This is a genomic window from Spongiactinospora sp. 9N601 (assembly GCF_044326295.1).
GTDB lineage: Bacteria > Actinomycetota > Actinomycetes > Streptosporangiales > Streptosporangiaceae > Spongiactinospora > Spongiactinospora gelatinilytica.
The window spans coordinates 15,354-39,788 of the sequence record NZ_JBIRBB010000008.1 but is presented as its reverse complement, the minus strand read 5'-3'; the positions used below and the strand labels follow the sequence as shown (position 1 = coordinate 39,788).

At 71.7% G+C, this 24,435-nt stretch carries 23 protein-coding genes and 1 pseudogene; 8 read left to right on the top strand and 16 right to left on the bottom strand.

The genetic code is table 11. The annotated features are described in order from the left end of the window. Window positions 1–276: 276 nt before the first annotated feature. Window positions 277–1,320 carry a BTAD domain-containing putative transcriptional regulator gene (locus ACH34R_RS19965; RefSeq protein WP_397562962.1) on the bottom strand — a complete coding sequence of 348 codons (1,044 nt, stop codon included), beginning with the start codon at window positions 1,318–1,320 and terminating at the stop codon, window positions 277–279. A 232-nt stretch (window positions 1,321–1,552) separates the two neighbouring features. Here ACH34R_RS19965 and ACH34R_RS19960 point away from each other — a divergent pair, with 232 nt between their 5' ends. Beyond that, on the top strand, window positions 1,553–1,801 hold the full coding sequence (locus tag ACH34R_RS19960; protein ID WP_397562961.1) for a DUF397 domain-containing protein: 249 nt from the start codon (window positions 1,553–1,555) through the stop codon (window positions 1,799–1,801). A 143-nt stretch (window positions 1,802–1,944) separates the two neighbouring features. Here ACH34R_RS19960 and ACH34R_RS19955 read toward each other — a convergent pair whose 3' ends face one another. Next, window positions 1,945–2,835 carry a helix-turn-helix domain-containing protein gene (locus tag ACH34R_RS19955; protein WP_397562960.1) on the bottom strand — a complete coding sequence of 297 codons (891 nt, stop codon included), beginning with the start codon at window positions 2,833–2,835 and terminating at the stop codon, window positions 1,945–1,947. Between ACH34R_RS19955 and ACH34R_RS19950 the strand changes: the two genes are divergently transcribed. The 5 genes and pseudogenes from ACH34R_RS19950 to ACH34R_RS19930 all read left to right on the top strand — a co-directional run bounded on the left by ACH34R_RS19950 (window position 2,829) and on the right by ACH34R_RS19930 (window position 7,188). Then, on the top strand, window positions 2,829–3,380 hold the full coding sequence (locus tag ACH34R_RS19950; RefSeq protein ID WP_397562959.1) for a TetR/AcrR family transcriptional regulator: 552 nt from the start codon (window positions 2,829–2,831) through the stop codon (window positions 3,378–3,380). The two genes, ACH34R_RS19955 and ACH34R_RS19950, sit on opposite strands and share 7 nt — an antisense overlap. A 984-nt stretch (window positions 3,381–4,364) precedes the next feature. Beyond that, a complete protein-coding gene (locus tag ACH34R_RS19945) occupies window positions 4,365–5,060 on the top strand; it encodes a hypothetical protein (protein WP_397562958.1) in 696 nt (231 codons plus the stop codon). A gap of 764 nt (window positions 5,061–5,824) precedes the next feature. After that, window positions 5,825–6,433 (top strand): hypothetical protein, encoded by a 609-nt coding sequence (locus tag ACH34R_RS19940; RefSeq protein WP_397562957.1) that lies wholly within the window; start codon window positions 5,825–5,827, stop codon window positions 6,431–6,433. A gap of 127 nt (window positions 6,434–6,560) precedes the next feature. Then, window positions 6,561–6,716, top strand: a pseudogene (locus tag ACH34R_RS19935) (IS5/IS1182 family transposase); the annotation flags it as partial. 67 nt (window positions 6,717–6,783) lie between these two features. Then, window positions 6,784–7,188, top strand: a complete 405-nt coding sequence (locus tag ACH34R_RS19930; protein WP_397562956.1) for a hypothetical protein — start codon at window positions 6,784–6,786, stop codon at window positions 7,186–7,188. A gap of 28 nt (window positions 7,189–7,216) precedes the next feature. Here ACH34R_RS19930 and ACH34R_RS19925 read toward each other — a convergent pair whose 3' ends face one another. Beyond that, window positions 7,217–7,981: a lysostaphin resistance A-like protein gene (locus ACH34R_RS19925; protein ID WP_397562955.1), complete on the bottom strand. Its 765-nt coding sequence runs from the start codon at window positions 7,979–7,981 to the stop codon at window positions 7,217–7,219. 832 nt (window positions 7,982–8,813) lie between these two features. On the opposite strand from ACH34R_RS19925, the gene ACH34R_RS19920 reads away from it, so the two are divergent. Beyond that, the gene (locus ACH34R_RS19920; RefSeq protein ID WP_397562954.1) at window positions 8,814–9,086 is read left to right on the top strand and encodes a hypothetical protein; all 273 of its coding nucleotides are present in this window, start codon (window positions 8,814–8,816) and stop codon (window positions 9,084–9,086) included. A gap of 203 nt (window positions 9,087–9,289) precedes the next feature. Then, complete coding sequence (locus ACH34R_RS19915; RefSeq protein WP_397562953.1) at window positions 9,290–11,095, top strand: FAD-dependent monooxygenase; 1,806 nt, start codon at window positions 9,290–9,292, stop codon at window positions 11,093–11,095. Window positions 11,096–11,141: 46 nt separating this feature from the next. On the opposite strand, the gene ACH34R_RS19910 is transcribed toward ACH34R_RS19915, so the two are convergent. From ACH34R_RS19910 to ACH34R_RS19850, 13 genes are read right to left on the bottom strand one after another with little or no spacing between them, the layout of a single operon-like run. Then, window positions 11,142–11,891, bottom strand: coding sequence for an Asp/Glu racemase (locus ACH34R_RS19910; RefSeq protein ID WP_397562952.1), 750 nt, complete (start codon window positions 11,889–11,891; stop codon window positions 11,142–11,144). Next, window positions 11,888–12,493 carry a GNAT family N-acetyltransferase gene (locus ACH34R_RS19905; RefSeq protein WP_397562951.1) on the bottom strand — a complete coding sequence of 202 codons (606 nt, stop codon included), beginning with the start codon at window positions 12,491–12,493 and terminating at the stop codon, window positions 11,888–11,890. The genes ACH34R_RS19910 and ACH34R_RS19905 overlap by 4 nt, the downstream gene beginning before the upstream one ends. Further along, window positions 12,490–12,909 (bottom strand): Zn-ribbon domain-containing OB-fold protein, encoded by a 420-nt coding sequence (locus tag ACH34R_RS19900; protein WP_397562950.1) that lies wholly within the window; start codon window positions 12,907–12,909, stop codon window positions 12,490–12,492. Before ACH34R_RS19900 ends, ACH34R_RS19905 begins: the two co-directional genes overlap by 4 nt. After that, window positions 12,906–14,069: an acetyl-CoA acetyltransferase gene (locus ACH34R_RS19895; protein ID WP_397562949.1), complete on the bottom strand. Its 1,164-nt coding sequence runs from the start codon at window positions 14,067–14,069 to the stop codon at window positions 12,906–12,908. Before ACH34R_RS19895 ends, ACH34R_RS19900 begins: the two co-directional genes overlap by 4 nt. Next, on the bottom strand, window positions 14,066–15,298 hold the full coding sequence (locus ACH34R_RS19890; protein ID WP_397562948.1) for an amidohydrolase family protein: 1,233 nt from the start codon (window positions 15,296–15,298) through the stop codon (window positions 14,066–14,068). The genes ACH34R_RS19895 and ACH34R_RS19890 overlap by 4 nt, the downstream gene beginning before the upstream one ends. Further along, a complete protein-coding gene (locus ACH34R_RS19885; RefSeq protein WP_397562947.1) occupies window positions 15,295–16,194 on the bottom strand; it encodes an SDR family NAD(P)-dependent oxidoreductase in 900 nt (299 codons plus the stop codon). Before ACH34R_RS19885 ends, ACH34R_RS19890 begins: the two co-directional genes overlap by 4 nt. Window positions 16,195–16,205: 11 nt before the next feature. Continuing rightward, a complete protein-coding gene (locus ACH34R_RS19880) occupies window positions 16,206–17,432 on the bottom strand; it encodes a hypothetical protein (protein ID WP_397562946.1) in 1,227 nt (408 codons plus the stop codon). Between the two features lie 6 nt (window positions 17,433–17,438). Then, window positions 17,439–17,687, bottom strand: a complete 249-nt coding sequence (locus tag ACH34R_RS19875) for a hypothetical protein (RefSeq protein WP_397562945.1) — start codon at window positions 17,685–17,687, stop codon at window positions 17,439–17,441. A gap of 1 nt (window position 17,688) precedes the next feature. Further along, on the bottom strand, window positions 17,689–18,258 hold the full coding sequence (locus ACH34R_RS19870) for a VOC family protein (RefSeq protein WP_397562944.1): 570 nt from the start codon (window positions 18,256–18,258) through the stop codon (window positions 17,689–17,691). 22 nt (window positions 18,259–18,280) lie between these two features. Next, on the bottom strand, window positions 18,281–19,018 hold the full coding sequence (locus ACH34R_RS19865) for a 3-hydroxyacyl-CoA dehydrogenase family protein (protein WP_397562943.1): 738 nt from the start codon (window positions 19,016–19,018) through the stop codon (window positions 18,281–18,283). Between the two features lie 5 nt (window positions 19,019–19,023). Continuing rightward, window positions 19,024–20,505 carry an AMP-binding protein gene (locus ACH34R_RS19860; protein WP_397562942.1) on the bottom strand — a complete coding sequence of 494 codons (1,482 nt, stop codon included), beginning with the start codon at window positions 20,503–20,505 and terminating at the stop codon, window positions 19,024–19,026. Further along, window positions 20,498–22,156 (bottom strand): (2,3-dihydroxybenzoyl)adenylate synthase, encoded by a 1,659-nt coding sequence (locus ACH34R_RS19855; protein WP_397562941.1) that lies wholly within the window; start codon window positions 22,154–22,156, stop codon window positions 20,498–20,500. The genes ACH34R_RS19860 and ACH34R_RS19855 overlap by 8 nt, the downstream gene beginning before the upstream one ends. Beyond that, window positions 22,153–24,429 carry a hydantoinase B/oxoprolinase family protein gene (locus ACH34R_RS19850; RefSeq protein ID WP_397562940.1) on the bottom strand — a complete coding sequence of 759 codons (2,277 nt, stop codon included), beginning with the start codon at window positions 24,427–24,429 and terminating at the stop codon, window positions 22,153–22,155. Before ACH34R_RS19850 ends, ACH34R_RS19855 begins: the two co-directional genes overlap by 4 nt. Window positions 24,430–24,435: the final 6 nt, after the last annotated feature.

Genomic DNA, 24,435 nt, shown 5'->3' with positions numbered 1-24,435 from the left:
GGTCTCCGGAACGGGCTTCTCGGTATTCTCGCCGATCACGGTGGGTTCAGGGCCGTGCCCGCCGCCCTCATGGCAGTCATGTCTTGGCCCGGCTGGTGAGGTCAGGGCTTGTCGTGGCGAATGTGGCTGTCGCGTTCGGCATGGGTGATCTGGGGGGTTCCGCCGGTGAAGTTCCACTGCGAGCCGATGTGCAGGTTCGGCGGCTGCCCGAACCGCGGGGCGGCGCCGTCGCGGCCGGGCGGTGCCTGGCCCTCGTATGCCCCCTCACGCCGCTCGTCATCCTGCCCGCCGACGCGCGCTTCGCCGTCCGGGGCAGCGCCCTGCCCGGTACCGTGTCGGGAGTCTTGGCCGGTCGTGTGGCCGTGCCCGGCATGGGGCGCGGAGGTAGCGCCGGGAAAGACACGGACATTGTCGTGCACCCCCCTCCGCGGTGCGGGGGCCGGCCTGATCGGGGGCGGCGGGGTTCGGGTGCTGGGGCATTTCGGCTCCGTTGGGCGGGGAAGGGGTGTCCAGGGCGGGATCGTGGTGCAGGATCTGGTCATACAACCGGATCAGCTGCGGGCACGGCGGGGTGCCGTATTCCTCGGCGAGCCGGTCGCGGAGCTGCTGGTAGGCGGTCATCGCCTCGCCTTGCCGTCCGGCGCGGTAGCAGGCGCGCATCAGCGTGGCGGCTGCGTTCTCATCGAAGGGGCGGGCGCGGGTCAAGGCGCGTAGTTCCGGGATGAGCGGCGCGTGCCGGCCCAGGGCCACCTCGGTGGTCAGGCACAGCTGCCAGGCGGCCTGGTACTCGGCCAGCAGGTCGCGCCGGTAGTCCTCGGCCCACAGTCCTTTCAGGTCGGCCACCGGCTCGGGAACCTCCACGCCGGCGCCGTGTCCGCCGCCGGTGTGCCAGAGCGCCAGGGCACGGCGCAGCAGCCTGACCCCGGCCTGGGGGTCGCCGCCGGCCAGGGCCCGCTGTCCGGCGGCGACGTCGTCACCGAAGCGGTGGGCGCCCACCGCCTCGCGGGGGATGGTGATGCGGTAGCCGGCGCCGTCGTTGCGTGGCAGTAGCCCTTTGCCTGCCGGGCCGGCGGCGGCCAGATGGGCGCGTAGGTCGCGGGCGTGGGCGTGGATGCGGGCGGCCGCGCCGGTGGGCGGGGCATCGTCCCACAGGGCCGCGGTGAGGCAATCGGTGCCGGCCGGGCGGCCGCCGGCGGCCAGCAAGATGGCCAGCAGCAGGCGGTGCATGCGTTCGCCCACCTCTATGTGCCGCCCGTCGCCGGTGTGCACCGCGACCGGGCCGAGCAACTGGAACTGCAACGTCTGGTACCGCACCGTCATCACCGCTCCCTTCTCCCGTTACCGTGTGGCACGTGGCGCGCGGGGGGCGCGTCATCGCCTGCCCGGTCGCGCGCCGGAGTCCTGTGCCCGCTCCCCGGTGCTCTGCCAGGTCGCCTCCCAGGAGTCTGCTCAGATCGCCGGTCAGGACGTCGCCCAGCCGGCCTGCCAGGGCCGCCGATGCTGGCAAATGCCGGGCAGGACAGGACCTGCCCCCAGCGGAAGGACGACCGAGATGAACGAGCCGATGAACGAGCAGAGCCTCCAGCGGCGCAACGGCCCGCGTGTGATCGCCTGGGTCAAGAGCGCCTACTGTGAGCCCGGTCAGTGCGTGGAGGTGATCGGCACCGGGCTCGGGGTGGCGGTGCGCGACTCCAAGATGCCCGACGGGCCGGTGCTGTGCTTCACCCACGCCGAGTGGGCGGCGTTCCTGGCCGGGGCCAGGGACGGCCTGTTCGACCACTTGGCCGTCGGCGGGGCGTAGCCGGGACCGGTGGGTGGTGCGGCCATATGGCCGTGCCACCCACCGGCGGCCCCGCTCGTGGGGGTGGGCAGGCCGGCGGCCGTGGCGGTCGCCGGGATGCAATGCCGGGTGCGGATCCGGCCGGGCAGGGGGGATCGGTGGGCTCATCCGGGCTCCGCGTGGCTCTGTGCGTTGATCTCACGGCTGATCTCGCGGCTGATCTCGGTGAGCAGGCTGCGGGCCTGGTCGCCGGACAGCGCCGCTTGGCACAGGCGCTGCCAGCGGTCGTGGTAGAGGCGGATGTCGCCGGGGTCGGTGACGTACACCTCGGCGTGGGTGGTTTCCACCAGCACCACGCTGTCGTGCTCGTCGTTGCCCTGGTAGAGGGCGAAGCCGTGCGGGGCGAACACCGGTACGGGGTGCCGGTGCGGGATGAGACCGATGGAGACGTTCTCCAGCGTGCTGATGCTGGCGATGCGGTCCAGCTGGACCAGAAGGATCTGCGCGGGTCCGTGCCGCCAGCGCAGTGCCGACTCGCCGATCAGGAATTCCAGCCGTTTGCCGGTGTAGAGGATCATCTGGCGTTCCAGCCGGGCCGCGACGGCGGCGGCCACCTCATCGGCGCTGTAGGGCAGGCCGCACAGGGGGAGCAGGTGGCGGGTGTACTCGGCGGTCTGCAGCAGTGCGGGGACGGCCGCGAGCTGGAAGTTGCATATGGTGCGGGCGTTGGCTTCGCGTTCGGTGACCTCGTCTTGCAACTGGCCGAAGTCGGGGTGACGGGTGCGCCAGGCGTGGGCCTCGGTGAAGGCGGCGGTGGTCAGTTCCCGCAGCGCCGCCTGGGCGTCGGCGGGAGCGTCCACCGCCCGCCCCCAGGCGGTGACCTCCGGCACGGTGGGCAGTACCGCCATCGACTCGATCCGGGAGACCCGGGACTGGCTGATGCCGATCTGGGCGGCCAGCTGGCGCCCCGACAGGCCGGACATCTCGCGTAGCCGGCGCAGTTCGCCGGCCAGCCGTTGCCGCCGCCCCCGGGTCTCCATATGCGCGGGTGGCACCCCCGGCGTGCTGCTCGCGGGGACTGAGCCGTGAGCAGATCGTGGCGGCGGCGCTCGGCTGCGACCTGCGTACCGTGACCATGCGCGACATCGCGGAGCGGCTCGGCGTCTCCCACTCGGCCCTCTACCGCTGGGTCGGCAACCGCGACGAACTCCTCGACCTCGTCGGCGAGGTCGTCGTCGAGCGCATCCTGCCGACGGCCGAGCCCACCGCAGCCACCTGGCGGGAATGGCTGTCCGACCTCGCCTGGAGGATGCACGACCAGTTCCTCGCCGTACCGGGCTACGCCGTCCATGTGGCGATGCCACATCGCCACAACCCGCGCGCCTTCGGCCGGCTGCGCGACCGCGTCATCTCGGCGTTCAGGCTCGCCGGAGTCTCCGCCGACATGGCCGAGCAGAGCTGGCACATCTTCGGGATGGGCGTCGTGCAGTGGCTCGGCGCCCGGCAGATGGGGCACGACATCGACTCTGACGCCCCCCGCTTCGACCTCTTCCTCAGCGTACTGCTACGCGGGCTGCCGGCACAGGAGCCCAGCTCGTAGTCGTCCGACCAAGACCACACGGGAGTCCTGCCCGACAACCAATCCCTTGGAGCATCTAGCGGAGTAGCGGAGTTCCTTCGGGAGTCGCCGCCTCCGGAGACGACGATCACCCGTCTAGCAGGGCAACCGTCGACCTGCATCAGCCCCGTGCGGCGGATCTGGCCGCTCTCCTGCCCTGCGTCACCCGGAGCGGGCGCACCGTCGTATTGATGCCGAAACCAAGAGGGAGAGGGCCGGAATACGCCGGAAAGACACCACCGAGGCTGTGTGCTGCCCAGGAATAGCGTCTGAAGTGCTGAAACTCAGGTTTCAATAGGTGCTGGCCACCTCGCCGCGTAACCTGTTGACCGCAGGTGGCTGTCCGGACTGCCCTGCGCCGCTTCTTGCACGAGCGGGCGGCCGGGACCCGCGCCTTCCCGATGATCCGGCCCTGGCCCGGCTTGCCGCTGCCCGCTGGCTCGCCGCCGAACTGAACCTTGTCACCCGTGAGCTCGTGGTGACCGCCCGACGGGGCGAGGCGGATCGGCGAGGCGATGGGCACCTCCGGCCAGGCCGCCGGTCAATGGGCGCGATCGCACGGTCTTCCCGTCGAGGAACCCGCCGCCGGCCACGCCGGTGAGGAGGGCGGGCGCTCGTCGCCGCGCTCCATACTCGTCGCCACCTCGGACGGCCCCCTGGTATGGCAGAAAGGGGCCGCGGAATGTGATCGCTGAGGCGTCTTCGGGTGTTCGTCTAACGACCGTTCGACGAACGAGAATCGCATGCACCGCCGCATTGGGACCGCCGCGTACCGTGCCCGATTCGGGTAGTCGTTTTCCCGTTCACCTTCAAGTACGAATAATCGAGCGCGCGGACTTCAGGGCAATCGCCAAGGGGGCCTGCGGGCGTCATGCGATGGCGCCGCTCACCGACCGACATTCCGGGACAGGCCCCAGGCCACCGATATACCATGCCCAAATGAGATGGTTCGGCAGGAAGCGCTCAGTGAGAACCACCGATTCCGACCTCATGGCGCTCATGCCGCCGGTCACCGAGCCCAGCAAGACGGAGCAGTTCGCCAAGGACGCACGCCAGCAGCGTCCGGCCGACGAGCACTGGACACACACTCAGACCTTTTCTTACAGCGAATTGCTGTGGGACAGGTACGACTCGCCGCTCTACGTCGGGGTAAGTGGCAGGCCCGCAATCCTGCTGAGTCTGTCCAGCCAGATGCGGGCGGATCTCGACGGCCTTGGAGAGCTGATCCGACGCACGGGTGCCCATCTGTTCCTCCAAGGGCACCGTCTCGGATGGTACGGGATGGTACGCGCTGTGCTAGAACTGCCGGAACACGACCTGATCTTCGAGACACCGCTGACGCTGGCACATGGCGACGTGCAGGAGTTCGTTTCGGCGGGGTACCGGAACGAGGCCGTCGAGCTACACCTGACCCACACGAACGATGCGCGGTCGCAACGGTTCACCTGCCAGGCTGTTGGGCTTCGACCCGTTGTGGACGCCGTACTGGACGCTGTGCGCGGCCTCGACCACCCGACGACATTGGACGAACAGGCCACAGCCGTTGCCGAACTGGAAGCCAGGTTTCCCAGGATCAGCGACGGGTTGAGTGGCCGGACACGGATACCGCTGACGGTCACAGGGCCGGCGGACGATGTCGTGACGGTAAAGACGCATAACTGACGCGGGCAGCCCCTCCCGAGTTCCGGCGTCGCGCGGTCGAGCTCGCACGCCAAGGTGACAAACCACTCCTTCAGCTCTGCCGCGGCCACTCCTGCATGCTGGCCTGGTCGAGTCCGTCGGGCGGCGGCATGGTTCGGGCGTGACGGCAACAATTGGACGCTCCCGTCTGGGGCACCTCTGATGCCTTCCCACTCTGGATCTCATAGGCGAGGATCGAGGCCATGCGATTGCTGATCCTCGGAGGCGGATAGTTCCTCGGCCGGGCTCTGGTCGAACAGGCCCTCCAGCGACGGCCATCAGGTGGTCACTCTCAATAGGGGCAAGTCCAGCAGTGACGTGCCGGGTACCACCACCATCCGTGGCGACCGGAGCAACGCCCAGGACATGGCCGATCTTGCCCGGCACGGCCCATACGAAGCAGTGATCGACACCAGCGGAATGACGCCCGCCATGGTCAGGACTTCTGCGACCGCACTGGCCGACCACACGGGCCGATACGTATACGTCTCCACCGTGAACGTCTACCAGGGCTGGCCCACCGAGCCGCTGACCGACGGGTCGCCGGTCCGCCCTACACCCCATCCGGGCCGCCCGGCGAGTCCGGACCCGACGCGTACGGCCGGGAGAAGGGCGGATGTGAGCAGGCCGTTACCGCGGCCTTCGGCGACCGCGCGACCGTCCTTCGTCCGAGTGTGATCATCGGTCCGCATGAGTACGTCGGGCGCATCCCCTGGTGGCTGCGCCGTATGGTCGTTGGCGGCCCGGTGCTCGCGCCCGGCGGCGCTGATTGGCCGATCCAGCCGATCGATGTCCGCGATGTCGCCGCGTTCGCCCTCGATGCGGCCGAGCGACGGCTACCGGGCTCGTTCAACCTGGCGGCGCCCATCGGGAGTTCGACGTTCGGCGCGTTGCTCGACGTCTGTCGCGAGGTGACCGGTACCTCGGCCGTGCTGGAGTGGGTGCCGCACGACTTCCTGATCCGCCAGGGCGTGCGCGAGTGGACGGAGCTGCCGCTGTGGCGGCCGTACCCGGGCACGTGGCGTGTGGACTCGGCTAGCGCCCGCGCGGCCGGGCTGAGGTGTCGCCCGCTGGCCGACACCGTGGTGGACACGTGGGAGTGGCTGAACCGCGCCGGCCCGGTGCTCGATCACGAGCGGGCGGCCGAACTCGGGATCACGCCGGAGCGGGAGGCGGCGGGACACCACCGATCCCGCTGTCCTGGCGTTCGTCGAGATCGTCCGCGAGTTCCGGGATGCCGGGGCGTTTCGCCCCGGCATCCCGGGCTTGCCGGGTGGACCGTCAGGCGAACTGGATCGTCTCGAACACGAACCTGGCCAGAGACAGGCATCCAGTACCCAGCATTTGTGACGTGATCGACCGCAGATTGCATCACTTGGCCGGCCGACCGCGCCACAGCTCCCTCAATAGCCGCCTCGATCCGCCCCATCAGCGCATCCACATCCACCGGCGCATCCCCCCGCCCCACAACGCCGCCAGCTCACGGGCGGGCGGCCCGTCAGCCATGATCCCGATCTCTGCACGCTGCGCAACACCGCCGAACGCTGCATCAACCTGATCAAGCAGTGGCGCGGCCTCGCCTTCCGCTTCGACAAGACCCCCGAAAGCGACCTCGCCGGACTCCATCTACGCGAGTCGTCTTATGGATCGAAGCCTTCAACCCATCTGAAGATCAGAAGTCGCATATCGGCAGAAAGTGCATGCCGTGCGCCAAACCCCCAAGATCACCGTGGCGCTCAGCGGGCCGGACAACGTCGGCAAGACCACCCACGCCCGCCTCCTCCAACGCCGCGCCCAAGCCCACAACCCCGGCCCACTGGACCACTACGACCCCCGCTGGCAACACGCCCACACCACCGGACTCGCCGACTGGTGGTTCCACGCCGCCCCCATCGAGATCCGAAGTGGAAGCGTTGCAGGTCGCGGGTGTAGGTACGCAGCTCGCGAGGCGGGGGACCGCGGTGACCGGGTCGCGTACCCACCGGTCGGTGGTGGCCCGGGCGGGGCGTCCGCTGCGGGGGTGGTCCTGGCCTGCCTCGAACCGGATCCTGCCGTCGAGTGGGACGAAACCCGAATGGCGGAGGTCGAGGGGCGGTTGCGGGCTTCTTGAGGCGCCCGGCGCGCCGTACACAGAAATCTCAGGCGAAGCCCAGCACGACCGCGGTGAGTGTGGCGGCCTGAAGGAGGGTGTTCCCCGCGCAGTGCACCCAGAGCGAGATTCTGAGGTCCTTCTTACGCCAAGTGACCCAGATCGTTGGCAGGAAGAAGCCGACCCGGGAGAGGAACTGCCACGGCGTCCAGAAATGGTAGAGGGAGAAGAGGGTCGCGTTGGCGACCGGCGCCCAGCCGCCGAGACGTGACATGCGGGGGAGCAGGAAGCCCCGGAAGTAGAACTCTTCCACGGCGGGCAGGATGACGCCGGTCAGGACCAGTGACACCGCCAACGTGGTGATGACCGTGGAGCGCGAATAGCCCTTGAGGAAGCTAGTAGTGCTGTTCTCGATGGGGATCCAGGAAGAGAGTGCCTGGTAGACGGCGGTGTCCACGGGTGTCAGCGCCATCGAGACCGCGTAGACGCCCACGATCAGGGCGATGACAAGCAAGATCAGGGGCCCTCGGGGTGTCGGTTTGTCCCGGTAGCCGATGACTCCGCGCAAGGTGAATCTGCCGGTTTGCCGCTTGCCCAGGTACAGGAGGAACCCGAGTTGCACCGGCGCGAGCCCGATGCACATGGCCACCACCCAGCCGAGGTGGGGTGGAAAGTTCAGTGCTGTTACCAGTGGTGATGCGATCAGGAGGTAGGTGGCGACGATCACTACGCCTGGGACGAGGTGGAGCGCGATCGTGAGGGGCAGCGAGTGCTGTTCGGCCAGCAGTCGGGAGGTTTGTGCCTGTCGGGACATGAGTCGCTCCAAAGAGGGGATCCGGTGGAGCAACCGTAGTTGACTAATTTCGCAACTGTCAACTCAAGTTGCTTAATATGGTGGATCCCGATGTCGCGACAAGGCCGGCCATGAGAGGGCTGCGTTGAGGATCGAGTTCAGGGCCATCTGCGAGCTCTGGAGCCGACTGATCAACTCGGCCTCCCGAACCCCGAACACTCGATCGCCAAGCTCCTCGGCGTCTCGGTGGGCACGCTCTACAACCACATCCCCGACCTGCGCGACCTGCGCGCAGGAAGCAGCACCCACGGCCACAACTCCGTCACGCGCAGCGGGTGACCGCCCCTTTCCGACGTACTTGGTCTGCCTCCCAACCACCTGCACATCCACCTGATCCCCCGACATCAAGGCGACGTCGCCGGCCCAGAGGGGGCATCCGCCGCGCCGCACCCAACTGCGATCCGGACGCGTGTAAGTAGACGGATAGGCTGCCCTCCGCAGCCACGCGCCAGCCCGAACCGGGGCGCGTACGCCTACCGGCCGCCGCTCCACGAACAGGGACACCCTCTGCTCAACGATCGGGGGGTCCTGCGGACAAATTCCAGCAGGGCGCTCTCCCCCGGGTCGGCATGCGCGCCATCACCTCCGCTTCGCCCGTGACCGCACAAGCACACCTCACGCGCCCACCATCGTCCGGTTGTGGAGACCACCAGAGACGACCTGACGTCAGCAGAGATCGAAGACCAGCGGCGAGATGCTCAGGCCATGGCGGCGAGTTGGGCAGCCAGAGCCTCTTCGAGATGTTCCTGCTGGGCCGCATCCAGATTGCCGTCGCGAAGCTGACGGCGGCTCCATGTGCGCCAGAGCTGCCAGACCTCGTCCGGAGGGGCATATCGGCCGCTTCAGCCAGCTCGGCCGGCTGCTTGCCCGCCACCGCCGCAGCGTGCGGGCGCGCTCCCAGCGCTTTGGCGCTGCGACGCGCGAGCGCCGCGAGCAGCACCACGTCAGACAACGCATTAGCGCCCAGCCGCTGCCCCGCGATCTGTGCCAGCGCGGCGGCGTCCAAGTGCTCGACCTGCTCGGCCGCAGCCAACTCCTCTTTCGTGGCGGCGAAGCCACCGCGTAGCCCAGCCGTCCTCGCTCCCCGTCACCAAGGGCAGCCTGGCTGAGTTGATCGGACAGGACCGCAATACGCGTGGCCAGGCGCAGGCACGCCCACCGCCAAGGAGCCCGCCAAGACCTGAACTCGGCAGCGCCGATGAGCGGTTGCACACGGCCACCCAAGGATTTACGCTTACGTAGAATATTCGACGTAAAGTTAGGAGTTCCATGGGTGACCGCACCCTGGTCTGTTTGGGCGGCGGCCCGGCCGGCCTGTTCCTCGCCAGACTGCTCCGCAGGGCCGATCAGTCGTGGCACGTCACCGTCTACGAACGCGACATCTGCGACGCGACCTTCGGGTTCGGCATCGGCCTGGCCGACCGGCTCCTCGACAAGCTCGCGGAGCGCGACCCGGACACGCACCGCCGCGTCCTCGCGGCCGGGGTGGTCGGGCATGGGATGTCGCTCCGCCACCGTGGCACCGACCTGCGCTGGGGCCCGCGCGGCGGGCTCGCCGTCAGCCGCGCCGAACTGTTGCGCATCCTGCGCGAACAGGCCCTCGAAGCGGGCGTGACGCTGAAGTACGGCACGCCCGCCGACGTGCGCTCCATCGACGCCACCGTGATCGTCGGAGCGGACGGCGCCAACAGCGCCACCCGCGCCGCCCTCGGCGAGGAGCTGGGCGTGACCGAGAGCCTGGGCCGGGCGAAGTACATCTGGCTGGGCGCCGAGATCGACCTCGCGGGCATGACGTTCAGCCTGGTCGCCGACGAGCACGGGGCGTGGGCCTCGCACGCCTACCCCTACGCCCCCGGCCTGGCCACCTTCCTGGTCGAGACCGACGAGGACACCTGGCGGCGCGCCGGGCTCGACCAGGCGGACCCGCCGCTGAACGACGACGGGAGCGACCTGCTCGGCATCCGCCACCTGGAGAGGCTCTTCCGCGACGACCTCGGCGGGCGCCCGCTGCTGGGCAACAGGTCCCGGTGGGCGAACTTCCGCAACGTGCGGTGCGACCGCTGGAGCGCGCGCAACGTGGTGCTGGTCGGCGACGCCGCGCACACCGCGCACTTCTCCATCGGCTCGGGCACCACGATGGCCATGGAGGACTCGCTGTCCCTGGTCCGCCACCTGGTCGCGGCGGCCGACCCGCCCGAGGCGTTCGCCCGCTACGAGGCGGAGCGCCGCCCGCCGGTAGAGCACCTGCAGTCCAGGGCCGCGGCCAGCCAGACCTGGTGGGAGACCTTCGGCGAACGGATGGACGGCGACCCGCACCAGGTCGCCTTCCAGTACCTCACCCGCACGGGCGCCCTGTCCTACGACCGGCTGCGGGGCGCCGACCCGCGCCTCGCCCGCGAGGTGGCGGGCTGGTTCGCGGGCAGCGCCGCGGCGCGTTCGGGCGCCGATCCGCTGTGCGCCCCGATCACCATCGCCGGCACCAGGCTGGCGACCAGGGTCGTGGTGACCCGCCCACCCGCGCCCGCCGGGTCCGCTGATGCCCGCGACCTGGATCTGGCCCGCTTCGGCGGCCTCGCCCTCGCCGGGGCCGGGCTGGTCGTGATCGACCTCGACGGGGTGGCCGACGGCCTCGACTGGGACGCCTGGGCGGAACTGGCGAGGTTCATCGCGGCGCGCACCGACGCGGTGCCGGGTGTCAGGATCGCGCCCGACTCCACGCTCGCGAAGGCGGCGGCGCAGGCGGGCTTCGGCTACGTGGAGTTCAGCTCGCCGCCCTCCGACCTGAGGGCGGCGACGGACGCGGCCGGAACGGCACTGCGCGCCGTCGCGGTCCCGGCCGGGCTCGCCGTGGACCTCGAGTCCTTCCGGGCGTCGGGGGTGGACGTCATCCGGCTGGAGTCGCCCGGCCCGCCGGACCTGTCGCTGGCCGCGCTGGCCGAGGAGATCCGCGGCCGGACCGGCCTCGCGACCCTGGCAGGCGACGGCTCGGCGGGCACGGAGCGGCTCAGAACCGCCGTGGTGGCCGGTCAGGTGGACCTCGCCGAGTGCTGGCCGATCGTCCCCGCGGGGATCTGAGCATGGGAAAAGGGGGCGCTTCCGCGCCCCCCTTTCCCATGATTCATCAGCGGTCCGCCAGCAACCTGCCCGCGCCCGGCACCACAGGCGCGAGCCCGAGCGCCCGCAGCAGCACGTACGTCGTCGCCGTCGCCGCCGTCACCACCGGAATCCCGACCTCGTCCTCCACTCGCTGGACGACGCTCAGCGAGGGCATCTGCACGCACGCCGAGAGCACCAGAGCGTCACAGCCGGTCAGATCCAGCCGCCGATGGTGGGCCAGCAGCGCCTCCGGATCCAGACAGCCGACCGCCAGGTTGTCGGCCACCCCCAGACTGAGCGCGTCACGCACGCTCACCCCGTGCGCCTCCAGGTAGGCGCGAACCAGCCCGGTGAGCTCCGGCAGGTACGGCGTGACCATCGCCACGTTCCGGGCGCCGAGCGCCTCCAGCCCCGCCAGCAGCGCGCCCGCGCTGGAGACCACCGGCGCCGCCCCCTGCGCGGCCTCGGCCACGGCGGCCAGCCGCCGCTCCGCCGACTCGTGGTAGCCGGCCCCGCCCGCCATGATCGCGACCAGGCAGGCGTAGACGTAGACGTCCACCCTGGCGTCGGCGAGCTCGGTGACGCAGCGGTCGCTCTCGCCGTCCATCCGGCGCAGCTCCTCGGGAGTCACGTGGCGCATCCGCATCCGGCTGCCGTGCACGGTGAACGTCTCCCCCGGGAAGCGCTCCCGCCTGCGCCGCAGCAGCTCCGGGATCTCCGCTTCCATGGTGATGTTGGAGCTGGGCACCACGAGGCCCACGCGGTGGGCGCTCACCCCGCGGCACCCGGCGGGCGGCGCAGGAACCACAGGTGGGGTCCGCCGTCCGGCAGTTCGTTCTCGGCCACCACCTCGAAGCCCGCCCGCCGGTAGAACCGAACGTTGGCCTCCGACGCGGTCTCGGTGAAGGCGGGGACGCCGTCGAGGTCGCAGCGGCGCAGCGCGGGCGCCAGGACGCTCGCGCCGAGCCCCCTGTTCTGCCAGTCGGGGTGGGTGGCCATCGAGGCCAGGTACCAGTGCGGCTCCGTGGGCCGGTACTGGTCGGTGATCTCGCCCGCCGCGGCGGCGAACGGCAGCCTGTCGCCCATCAGTTCGGCGATCGCGGCGCCGTGCCGCTCCTGGAAGGCCTCATCCGGGCCTGTCACGCCGGGCGGCAGCCAGGAGGCGACGGCGGCGCAGTCGTCGGTCACCCACACGCCGCCGTGACCGGCCGCGAACTCGGCCACGAAGAGGGAGTAGAGGCCGCGCAACCGGTCGAACCTGCCCTCGGCCTGAACGGTCCACACGGTGTAGGCGTAGTCGTCGAAGGCCCTGGCCATGGTGACGGCGAGCTGGGCAGCGTCACCCGGGCGTACGGGACGGACGGTGGGCAGGCTCATGCGGATCTCTTGAATACGGGGAGCGGCGGGGCGTCGGCGCGCGCCCGCCACAAGACTTCGACCGGGTCGCCGATCTCACAGCCGGCGCCGGGGTCGCCGGCACCGTCCACGATGAGGGTGGTCAGCCTCGGCCCCTCGTCCAGGGCGACGACTGCCACGGTGTATGGCGGAACGAGGTCCTCGCGCACCTTGACGTGCACCTCTGTGCGGGAGTACACGACGCCGGTGCCGGCCGCCGCCTCCCACGTCAGCGTGTCGTGGTCGCAGGCGAGGCAGAACGGCCTGGGGTAGAACTGGTGGGCTCCGCAGCGGGCGCAGCGCTGCAGGAGCAGCCGCCCTTCCCGCGCGCCGGCCCAGAAAGGCGCGGTGATCGCGTCGCCGTGGCTCATGGACTCCTCCGGTCGGCTGGTGGTCATCGGGCGAGCACCACCGTCGCGGCGGTGGAGTTGAAGCCGCCCACCCCGTGGGCGACGGCGATCCGCGCGTCCGGCACCTGCCGCTCCCCGGCCTCACCGCGCAACTGCCGTACGGCCTCGACCAGCAGCAGCGCGCCGAGGGCGCCCGGATGGTTGTACGACAGCCCGCCGCCCGACGTCATCGCGGGCAGCGCGCCGCCGGGAGCGAGACGGCCGCCGGAGACGAACGGGCCGCCCTCCCCCTTGCCGCAGAAGCCCAGGTCCTCCAGCGCCAGCAGCACGGTGATGGTGAAGGAGTCGTACGGCTGGAGCACGTCCACGTCGGCGGCGGTGATGCCGGCCATGGCGAAGGCCTCCCGGCCGGACACCGCTCCCGCCGTGACGGTCAGGTCCGGCATGCTGGCGAGGTGCCAGTGGGTGTGGCTCTCACCCGCGCCGATCACCTGTACCGACGGTTTGGCCGCGTCGCGGGCGCGTTCGGCCGTGGTGACCACGATGGCCCCGCCGCCGTCGGTGACCAGGCAGCAGTCGCTCCGCCGGAGCGGGGTGGAGATCATGCGGCCGGCCAGCGCCTGTCCCACGGTGAGCGGGTCGCGCGACCACGCCTTCGGGTTCAGCCGCGCCCACGCCCTGGCGGCGACCGCCACTTCGGCGAGCTGCTCGGGGGTCGTGCCGTAGGCGTGCATGTGCCTGGCCGCCATCATGGCGTAGTGGCCGATCGGCGCGGGCAGGCCGTACGGCGACTGGAACTGGGCGGCCAGGCTGTCGGCGTCGACGGGGCTGCCCGCCATGTTGCGGAAACGGCGGGTGCGCTGGCGGGAGGCGTAGCCGATCAGGGCGACCTCGCAGCGGCCTTCGGCGACGGCGAGCATCGCGTGGTGCACGAACGCCTCGAACGCGGCGCCGCCGAGGTCGGTGGAGTCGGCGTAGCGGGGCGCGGTGATGCCGAGGTACTCGGCGACCTGGACGCTGCCCTCCTCCCCCATGTAGTTGACGAACACGCCGTCGACGTCGCGCAGGGTCAGCCCCGCCTCGCCGAGCGCCTCCCTGGCCGCGGCGGCGAACATGGACAACTCGGTCTGATCCCGTACCTCGCCAAGGGCGGTTTCAGCGACGCCGGCGATGTGCACGGCCCGCTTGTCCCAGACATTCCGGGTCATGCGCTCCTTCTTTCTTCGCTGGTGGACAGGCCCGCGGCGGACCGGCCGTCTTTGACGACCAGGAGGATCCGCTCGCGCAGCCCGGTGAGGTCGGTCGCCGCGCCGCGCACGGCGACCAGGTCGGCGCGCCTGCCGGGAGCGATGGTGCCCAGGTCGTCGGCGAGGCCGAGCAGCGCGGCGGCGGCGCCGGTGGCGGCGTGCAGCGCCTGGAGGGGGCTCATGCCGCCGGCGCGCATCAACTCCAGTTCCTCCAGGTTGCGGCCGTGCGGGTAGCCGATCGCGTCGGTACCCATGGCGACGGGCACGCCCGCGGCCACCGCCCTGCGGAAGGAGTCGTCGTGCGCCTCCATGATCTCGGCGACCTTCGCGCGCGACCGCTCGCTGAACGCCGCTCCCGACGCCGCGGCGTCCAAAACGCTGCGGGGAGCGAGCAGGGTCGGCACCAGGACGGTTCCCCGCTCGCGCATGAGCGCGATCAGGTCGTCGTCCAGGTAGACGCCGTGCTCGATCGACCGGGCACCGGCCGTGATCGCGTTGCGGATGCCAGGCCCGGCCTGGGCGTGCGCCATGACGCCGAGTCCCGCCGCAGCCGCCTCGGCGACGGCGGTCCGGAGCTCGTCGGGGGTGAACTGGGCGCGGCGCGGATCGGTTCCCGGCGACATCACCCCGCCGGACGCGGCCACCTTGATCCAGTCGGCGCCGGCCCGGACCAGCTCCCGCACCCTGCGGCGCATCTCGTCCACCCCGTCCACCACGGGCGGCGGCACGCCGGGAGTGGCAGGCAGCGCCGGCGTGCAGGCGCCCGACGGGAGCCAGGGGTCGGCGTGGCCGCCGGTCTGGCTGAGCATGGTGATCGCGATCCGCAGCCGGGGGCCGCGCACCACGCCGCCGTCCACGGCCGCCTTGACCCCGAGGTCGGCGCCGCCCGCGTCGCGGACGGTGGTGAGGCCCGCGTCCAGCAGCGCGCCGAGGTTGCGGGCGGTCTGGAAGTAGCGCAGCGAGTACGGCGCGGCCAGCCGCTTCAGCGTGTCGATGCCGTCGACGGTGACGTGGACGTGGCAGTCGATGAGGCCGGGCAGCAGGGTGGCGCCCGTCAGGTCCACGGCGGCATCGCCGTCCAGCCCCGGGCCGACGTCCAGGATGCGGCCGTTCTCGACGACCACGTCGGCCGTGGCGGGCGGGGCGCCGGTCCCGTCGAAGACGTCCGCGCCGGCGTAGAGGGTCCTCACGCGGCACCGCCGAGGAAGTCTCCGAGCGCCGGCGGGACGCGCAGCCGTGGGGCCAGCCGCTCGTCCAGCTCGTCCATGGTCCAGCGGCCCCGGCCGCTGAGCCGCGCGCTCACCCTGGGCATGTCCACGACCAGGATCTCCTCGCCCGAGCAGTGGAAGACCTGGCCGTCGGCCGGGCAGTCCGCGCGGGCGAGCCAGGCCACCAGGGGGGACACGTTCGCCGGGTCGGCGGCGTCGAACCCGGCCGCGGGCGGCTGGTCGCCGTCGATTCCGGCGGTGATGCGGGTGCGCGCGCCCGGCGAGACCGCGTTGGAGCGCACACCGTACCCGCCACCTTCGAGTGAGACGCAGCGGGACAGGGCCAGCAGCGCCATCTTCGCCGCGCCGTAGTTGGCCTGGCCGACGTTGCCGGCGAAGGCGGCGACGGAGGTGGTGTGCACCACCGAGGCGGCGACGGGGTCGCCCTCCTTGGCCCGGCGGCGCCAGTGCGCGAGGGCATGCGCGGTGGGCGCGGCGTGGCCCTTGAGGTGGACGCGGACGACCGCGTCCCACTCCGCCTCGCTCATCCTGGCCAGCGTCCGGTCGCGCAGGATTCCCGCGTTGTTGACCAGGACGTGCAGGTCGCCGAAGGTGGTGACGGCGAGGTCGACGAGCTCGGCCGCCTGCGCCCAGTCGGCGGCGTCGTGGCCGCTGGCGACGGCGTGCCCGCCCGCGCGGCGGATCTCGTCCACGACCTGCCGGGCGGGGGCCGCGTCGCGGCCGGCGCCGTGCACGTCGCCGCCCAGGTCGTTGACGACGACGGCGGCGCCGAGCTCGGCCAGCAGCAGGGCGTGCGCCCGGCCGAGCCCCCGGCCCGCTCCGGTGACGATCGCGACGCGACCCGACAGTGGTGGCACTGGAAGTCCTCTCATGTGAGCCGGTCGCGCAGCCAGGCGGCGACGGCGGTCCTGGCACGGGCGGGCACCTCGGGGCCGTCGCCGTCGAGGGCACGGCCGAAGTGGTCGCCGCGCACCCGCAGGTGGGTCTTGTCGGTGGAGCCGAGCGCGTCGTAGACGGCGCGGATCTGGGCGGGGAACACGCAGTTGTCGCCGGTGTACTCCACCAGCAGGCACGGCAGGGTCATCTCCGGCGCGGTGGCGGCCATCGCGGCGTTGCTGCTCAGCCCGGACCAGGTGGACAGCCACGCCTCGGGCGTGGTCATCCTGCCGAAACCGATCAGGCCGTAGTTGGCCACGTGCGGTCTGGGCCCGAAGACCGAGCCGTAGCGCCGGTCGGAGGGGTCGAGGGACAGGTCGACGGTGCGCGGGTCGGCGTCGGTTCGGTGGACGGTGACGACCGGCATGTGCGTGGCCGCCCGCAGGTCGGCGTCCGCGCCCGACCGCTTGTACCGGGTACGGGCGGCCAGCCGCCGGTCGATGAGCGCCCGCGCGACCGCGTCGATCCTGGCCACCCTGGCCCGCTGGGCGGCGCGGTACCGCTGGACGAACTCGGGCGTGTACGCCGAGCTCGCCGGTGGGGCGGCGAAGCCGTTGGCCGGGTCGAAGAGGTCGAGCGCGGGGTCGGCGGACAGCGGGTCGGCCTCGTCGGTCACCGAGGGGTCGATGCACTCCAGGAGCAGCGCCCCCTGCCCGGGGTGCGGGGCCAGGTAGGCCACGGCGTCGAGGGGCGGGAGGTCGGCCTCGGGCAGGCCCGAGGGGCGGCCACCGGGGGTGCGGGCGATCCTGGAGGCCGGGTCTCGCAGGGACTGCTGGACGTAGAAGGTGTACAGGCTCGCGCCGCCGGAGTTGCCGAGCGCGCCGACTCCGCCGAATCCCCGCTTCCGCAGGAACGTCAGGCCCGCGGCGATGTCGAGCAGCGCGCTCTCGTGGACCAGGCGCAGGTCGCCGCCGCCGCCCCTGCCGGTCTGCGCCCAGACGGCGAGACCGGCTTCGAGCAGGTCGGGGATGAGGTAGTGGCGCGAGGCGTCGGCCCGCGGGTGCATGACCGCGACCACGGCGGTGGCGGCTCTGGGCGTGTACAGCCAGCCCCGGGTGGCCGCGCCGTCGCCGGTGGGCAGCAGGTGGGAGGAGACCTCGACGCCGGGGGGCAGGTCACGCGGGTACCAGTCGCCGTTGAACTCGGCGGGGGTGCGCACGCGGGTTCACCTCCCGTCGGGGGCGACTCTGATCAGGTCCCCGTCGAAGCGTTCCAGCGCGCCGGCGTAGCCGCCGCTCAGGGCGCTGAACCAGACGGCGTCCACCAGGTCGGTGTCGGCGCGCCGTACGGTGATGGGGCCCGGGGAGCTCACCCTGAAGTAGCCGGAGCGGCGGGTGAGCGAGAGGTCCTCGCCGGTCGCCGCCTCGGCCACGGGCGCGAACTCGGGCACGTCCAGCACGTAGATGGCGGTCATGTCAGTCCTCCTCGGGGTCGTTGGCGAGTTCCTTCTCGACGAGTTCGGCCTTGCGCTGCCAGAAGGTCTCCAAGGTGGGGTCGTCCTCCTCGAGCGTGTCGAGGAGGGCCGCCAGGGACAGTTCGGCGTCGAACTCGTCCCGTTCGGACAGCTCCCGCAGCGGCCTGGTGATCTCGAGGACCATCCCGTTGGGGTCGCGTACGTAGATCGACTCGATGGTCTCGTGGACGATCTGGGCGATGACCCGCACACCGAGCCGTTCGAAGCGCGCGCGCCAGGCCAGCAGTTCCTCCTGGGTCTCCACGTGCAGGGCCAGGTGGTAGGTGGGACGTGCGGCGCCGGGGTCCTCGGGGACGCCGAAGTAGTAGAAGAAGGCGAGCCGGTCGCCGTTGCCGATGTCGAAGAAGAAGTGCACGAAGTCGGGGTGCGGCTTACTCCCCCATCCCTTCGCGGTGATCACGTGCGGGGTGCGCAGCCCCATGACGTCGCGGTAGAAGCGGATGGTCTCTGCGGGTCTGGCGGTCACGTACGCGGCGTGGTCGACGCCTCTGGTCCTCAGTGAGCCTGGCATCCTCAACCTCCTGTAGTCGTGGTCAGCCGAGCGCGGCGGCGCCCCGCATCTCGAACGGCCCCATGGGCCAGCGGAGCGCGTCCCGCATGATCGCGTCGACCTGCTCGGGGGTCGCCACCCCTTCGGCGACGATCTGGTCCGCCTCGTGGCGGACCGCCGCGTTGATCCGGTTGGCGACGAAACCCCAGGCGAGCGGCTGGTCGTGGACGACCACGGGGCGGCGGCCGCAGGACTCGGCCACGGCCGTGACGGCGGCCAGCGCCTCCGGGTCGACCCGGTCGTGCACGACCAGTTCGGCGCAGCGCATGACGGCGCACGGCTGGAACCAGTGCCAGCCGAACACCAGGGCGGGCCGGTCGGTCGCGTAGGCCAGGGCCGACACCGGCAGCCCCGCGGTGTTCGACAGCAGCACCGCGCCCGGCGGGCTCACCTCGTCCAGCCGCCGGAAGACCCGCACCTTGAGTCCCATGTCCTCCGGCACCGCCTCCTGGACCAGGTCCACGCCGTCGCAGGCGGCGGCCAGGTCGGTGGTGTAGGAGAGACGGTCCGCGGCGGCCTGGGACTCCTGTTCGGTGAGCTTGCCCTTGGCGACCGAGGCGCGCAGGCCGAAGCGCCCGTCCACGATCCGCTCGCGGGCGGCGGCCAGCCTGCGGTCGTCCAGGTCGTGGATCCGCACGGTGTGCCCGTGTACGGCGAGCACCTGCGCGATCTGGGCGCCCATCACGCCGCCTCCGGTGACCGCGATCGTCTTGCGGTTCATGTCACTCACTCCTCATGGGGGACGAGCCCCCGTCGGCGCAGCTTTCCGGCGGCGTCGCGGGGCAGCGGGTCGCGGAACTCGACGCTGCGCGGGACCTTCTCCGACGACAGGCGGGCCCGGCAGAAGTCCACGAGTTCGGCCTCGGTGACGCGGTGGCCGGCGGTCGGCTGCACGACGGCGTGGACGCGCCGGCCGTACTCCGCGTCGGGCAGGCCGACCACCGCGGCGTCGGCGACCGCGGGGTGCTCGGACAGGACGGCTTCGACCTCGGCCGGATAGACGTTGACCCCACCGTTGTTGATCACGTCGGAGCGGCGGTCGGCGAGGTACAGGTAGCCCTCCTCGTCCAGGCGGCCGAAGTCGCCGACGCTGGTGTAGCCGTCAGGGGTGGTGTCGGCGGGCGGGGCGCCGAGGTACTCGTAGGTCGGTCCGGTGGCGTCGAGGGAGCGGGTGAAGATCTCCCCCACCTCGCCGGTAGGCAGGTCGCGGCCGTCCTCGCCGAGGATTCTGATGTGGGTGCGCTCGCCCCGGCCGACGCTCCCGGGATGAGCCAGCCACTCGGCCCCTGTGATGAAGGTGTTGCCGACCGCTTCGGAGGCGCCAAAGCGTTCGATGACGCGTTCCGGGCCGAGGCGGTCGATCCAGGCGCGCTTCAGCCAGGCGGGGCAGGGTGCGGCGGTGTGGAACAGGGTCTCGATGCTCGACAGGTCCCGGTCCGGGAGGCCGGGCAGGCGCATGACGCGGTGCATCATCACCGGCGCCATGAAGAGGAACTGCACCCGGTGCCGCTCGATGAGGTCGACGGCGTGCGCGGCGTCGAACCGGTCGGTGAGCACCAAGTGGTGCTCCTCGCAGAGCCCGAGATGCGCCCAGCAGAACGGCGCGTTGTGGAAGAGCGCTCCGGCGACCAGTTGGGTCTGCCCGGCGCGCAGCCCTTGGACGGAGCCGATGCCGAGCGCCTTGCCCGGGCTGTGCGCCCAGGGGCGGGGGTCCACGATGACTTTGGCGCCGCCGGTCGATCCGCCGGAGGCCACGGCCTTCCCCGGATGTGGCACGACCGGCGGCAGCGGTCCGGCGTCCAGGGCCGACCCGGCTTCGAGGTCGGCCGGGCCGAGCCGTACGGCGGGCGGAGGGACCTCCCAGTCCGCGGCCACCACCACCGCCGGGTCCACCAGGCCGATCAGATCGGCGCGTTCCCGGGGTGACAGGGAGTGCTTGAGCGGGACCGCCATCGCGCCGAGCTTCCAGGCGCCGATGGCGGCGAGCAGGTGCGCGGGCTCGTTGGGCAGTGCCACGATCACCGTCCGGCCCGGGCCCGCGCCGTGGGCGGCCAGCAGCCTGGCCGTCTGGTTCGCCCGGGCCTCCAGCTCCGCCCAGCTCAGCACCGTCTCCTCGCCGCGCACCGGGGCGAAGGTGACGGCGGGCCTGCCGGGGATCCTGGCGGCGATCTCGGTGATGCGGGTGCCGAAGCCGACCGGCTCATCCATGGCCTTGCTCCCTGCTCACGAGGGCGTTGATGCGGTCGCGCAGGTCGCGCTTGGACACCTTGCCGACCTTGGTCCGCGGCAACTCGTCCACGATCTCCACCCGCTCGGGCAGCTTGAACTTGGCCAGCCCCAGTCCGAGCAGGAAGTCCGCCAGCTCGGCGACGGTCGGAACATGGTCCTTGGCCGGGCGGACGAAGGCGCAGACACGCTCGCCGAGCAGCCGGTCCGGCATGCCGACCACGGCGACCTCGGCGATACCGGGATGCCCGGCCAGCAGGCCCTCCAGCTCGTCGGCGTGGATCTTCTCACCGCCACGGCTGATGTTGTCGGTGATGCGCCCTTCGTGGGAGTAGTAGGTGACGCCCTCGACGAGGTGGGCGCGGGCCAGGTCACCGGTCCGGTAGAAGCCGTCGCTCGTGAAGGCCGCCAGGTTGCGCTCGGGCGCCCGGTAGTAGCCGTGGATCGTGTACGGCCCGCGCGCCACGAGCTCGCCGATCTCGCCGGGCGCGACCTCCTCCTCGGTGCCCGGGTTCAGCAACCGCACCTCGTCCAGCGGCGAGAGGGGCGCGCCGCAGGTGGCCTTGCGGGCCTGTTCCGGGGCGTCGTCGGGCGCGGTGAGGAAGATGCCCTCGCCCGCGCCGAACAGCGGCACCACCCGGCAGCCGAGCAGTTTCTCGGCCTGGTCGCAGGCGCTGGGGATGGACGGGGCGAAGAACACCCGGCGCAGCGACGAGAAGTCGAAGCGGCCGAGTCGCGGGTGCTCGGCGAGGCGGGTCAGCAGGCCCACGCCCATCATCGTGTCGGTGACGCGCTCGCGGGCGACGGCCTCGGCGATCGCCTCGGCGTCGATCCGCGGGACGAGCACGACGGTGGCGCCGGTCAGGTGCGCCGACTGCACGGTCACGACGATGCCCGCGTTGTGCATCATCGGGCCGGCGTGCAGGACCACGGTTTCCGGGCCCCAGTTCCAGTGCTCGGCCCAGGCGCGGGCGTTGTAGGCGTACTCGCAGTGCAGTCTCGGGATCACCTTCGGGTCGCCGGTCGTACCGCCGGACAGCTGAAAGACCGCGACGGAGGCGGGATCGACCGGCCAGGTGCCGACCTCTTCGGCGGCCACGTCGGCGTCCACGCCGGCGACGAGGTCGGCGTAGGCGTGCTGCCCCTCCCGCGCGGGCCCGCCGAACACCACGACGGCCGTTACGCTCTCGTGTTCGGCCGCCATGGCAGCGGCGAAGCCGGGCAGGTCGTAGTCGCGGAAGTCGGCCTCCACCAGGTGCGCGCGGGCGCCGGTGTGCCGGATCAGGTAGCCGATCTCGCGGGCCCGGTGCTGGGCGAGGGAACAGATCGGCACCAGCCCGGCGCGGAGCACGCCGTAGTAGGCCACCACGGTGTGCGCCTCGTTGGCCAGTTGGAAGACGACGGGGTCGCCGGGCGCGAGGCCGAGGCGCCGCAGCGCCACCGCGAGCCGGTCGGCGCGCCTGTCGAGCTCGCGGTAGGTCACCCGCTCGGTCGCGGTGACCACGGCGAGCGTGTCCGGCCACCGTCGGGCGGCCAGCCGCAGCTCGCCGGGGATGGTGTGCGGGCGCCAGGCCCCCGCCTCCCGGTAGGCGCGGGCGAGGTGGTCGGGATAGGGAACGACGTCGGCGGTCATGCGATCTCCGTGGCGGGTGCGCGGTCGAGGATGATCGGCCGCCCGGCGGGGACGACCTGGGTGAGCAGCGCGGTGTAGCAGCCAGGGCAGTAGAACTGGCGGAACTCGATGGGTTCGTCGACATAGTCGTGCGGGCTCGGCCAGCTCGCGGGCCCCGCCTCGGCGGTCGCCCCGGTGCGGCGCGGCAGCCCCGCCAGGTAGTTTTCCCCCCAGCGTCCGAGGGCGTGGTCGCAGTGGGCGCAGACGACCACACTGCCGCCGTCCTCCCCCGGCGCGAGCCGCAGGTTGTCGTCCAAGGGGAGGCGCTCGCCGCCGGTAGCCCTCACCGGTGTCGGCTCGGGCGGCACGGTGGCGTGCTCGCGGCGGCGTTCCCTGATCAGGTGGCGGAGGCTGCCGGTGATGCCCGGGGCGACGCCGTACAGGGTGCGGGCGGCCTCGTCGGACACCTTCCCCTCGGCGACGTCCCTGGCGACCGCGGCCGGGTCGCGCAGCAGCGGGTCGCCGTAGCCGCCGCCCGCCGCCCAGCGCAGGACGATGACGCCGTCCGGCTCCACCCGCACCTCGTCGTGCGCCTGGACCAGGCGGTGCTCGCCGCCCAGCTCGCCGACCGTGGCGGGGATCCACCCCGCGGCCAGTGCGGCGCGCGCCCCGGAGGCGTGCACGACCAGGTCGGTCTGGGTGCCGCCGGGGTAGCCTCCGGCCAGGCCCGGGCTCATCGAGGCCGCTTTGCCGGAACCGGTGAACATGGCCGTCATCGAGCCGCGCGTGCCGTGCGGGATCACGCAGACGGAGCCGCTGAGGCCGCCCCGCTGCCGCCCCGCGCCGCCGGTGTCGGGCTCCTCACGCCGCCACAGGTACAGCAGCGGCTGGGTGAGCTCGGTCATCTCCACGTCCGGCGCGCGGCCCATCGGAATGACGAACAGGCCCGCCGTATCGACGCCGTCGGCGTGCGGCTGCGCGCCGAACCCCGAGGCCATGGTGTCCGCCAGGCCGCCGAGGAACGGCCGGCCCTCGGCGTCCACGCCGGACAGCAGGCATCCGTCGTAGGTACCCGCGCAGACGGACTGGACCCTCGACCTGGATTCGGCCGTGGTGTCGAGCATCTTGCCCAGGCATTCGGCGACCAGGTTGGCGGTGGCCCAGGCGGGGCCGACGGGAGCTTTGGAGACGGCGGCGGGGAAGGCGGCGTTGTTGATCGTGCCTTCCTCGCTGATCAGGTCGAAACAGCGCATCAGGCCGCCCGCCGCCCAGGGGATGTCACCGGCCAGGATGGGGAGCACGGCGAACATGACCCCGGCGCGCATCCCCGCGTACGGGCAGTTGATCATTCCGTGCTGGGGGTCGGTGCCGGTGAAGTCGAAGGTCAGGTGGTCGCCGACCTTGGTCATCCGCAGCTCGATCGTGTACAGGCCGCGGTCGCCGAGCAGGGCCTGCTCCTGCGTGCCGACGGCATGCCAGGTGCCGTCGGGCAGTGCCGTGAGCTTGGCCCGGAGCCGCCGCTCGGCGTCGTCCATCATCCGTTTCATCACGGCCTTGACCAGGTCGGCGCCGTATCGGCCGATCAGGCCGAGCATGCGCTCGGTGGCCAGCCGGTTCGCGCCGATCTTGGCCCGGAGGTCGAGGCCGACCATCTCCGGCACCCGGGACCTGCGCAGGTAGGCGTCCACGACGTCATCCTGGATCACGCCGCCCCGCACGATCTTGATGGGCGGGGTGGGCACCGCCTCGGCGAACACATCGGTCGCGGTCGGCGAGAACGAGCCCGGCGCGACCCCGCCCAGGTCGGCGACGTGGCAGATGGCCGTGGACCAGCCGAACAGCAGCCCGTCGTGGAAGATCGGGGCGAGCACGGCGACGTCGTTCTGGTGCAGGCCGCCGCCGACCCACGGGTCGTTGCAGAGGAACATGTCGCCCTCGGCGATGCCGGGGTTGGCCGAGCGGTGCCGCAGCGTCCAGTAGATGGCCAGATCCATGGCGGCGACCAGGCCGGTGTTGAAGAGGCCGACCTGGACCTCCTGGCCGAGCTCGTCGCCGATGGTGAAGTCGAAGTCGTTGACCTCGGTCACCGAGGTGGAGCCCGACATGCGCTTGAGCGTGTCGCCCATCTCGTCGGTGATGGACCAGATGCGGTGCCGGACGACCTCGTAGGTGAGTGGATCGACGGCCTCGACCGCCGACTGGTCCACGGCGTGCAGCCGCAGGTCGGGCGAGATCGCGCGGCGCAGCTCGTCGAGCGGCGCCGGGCGGCCGGCGAACCGGTCGGAGAAGGGCACGGTGTC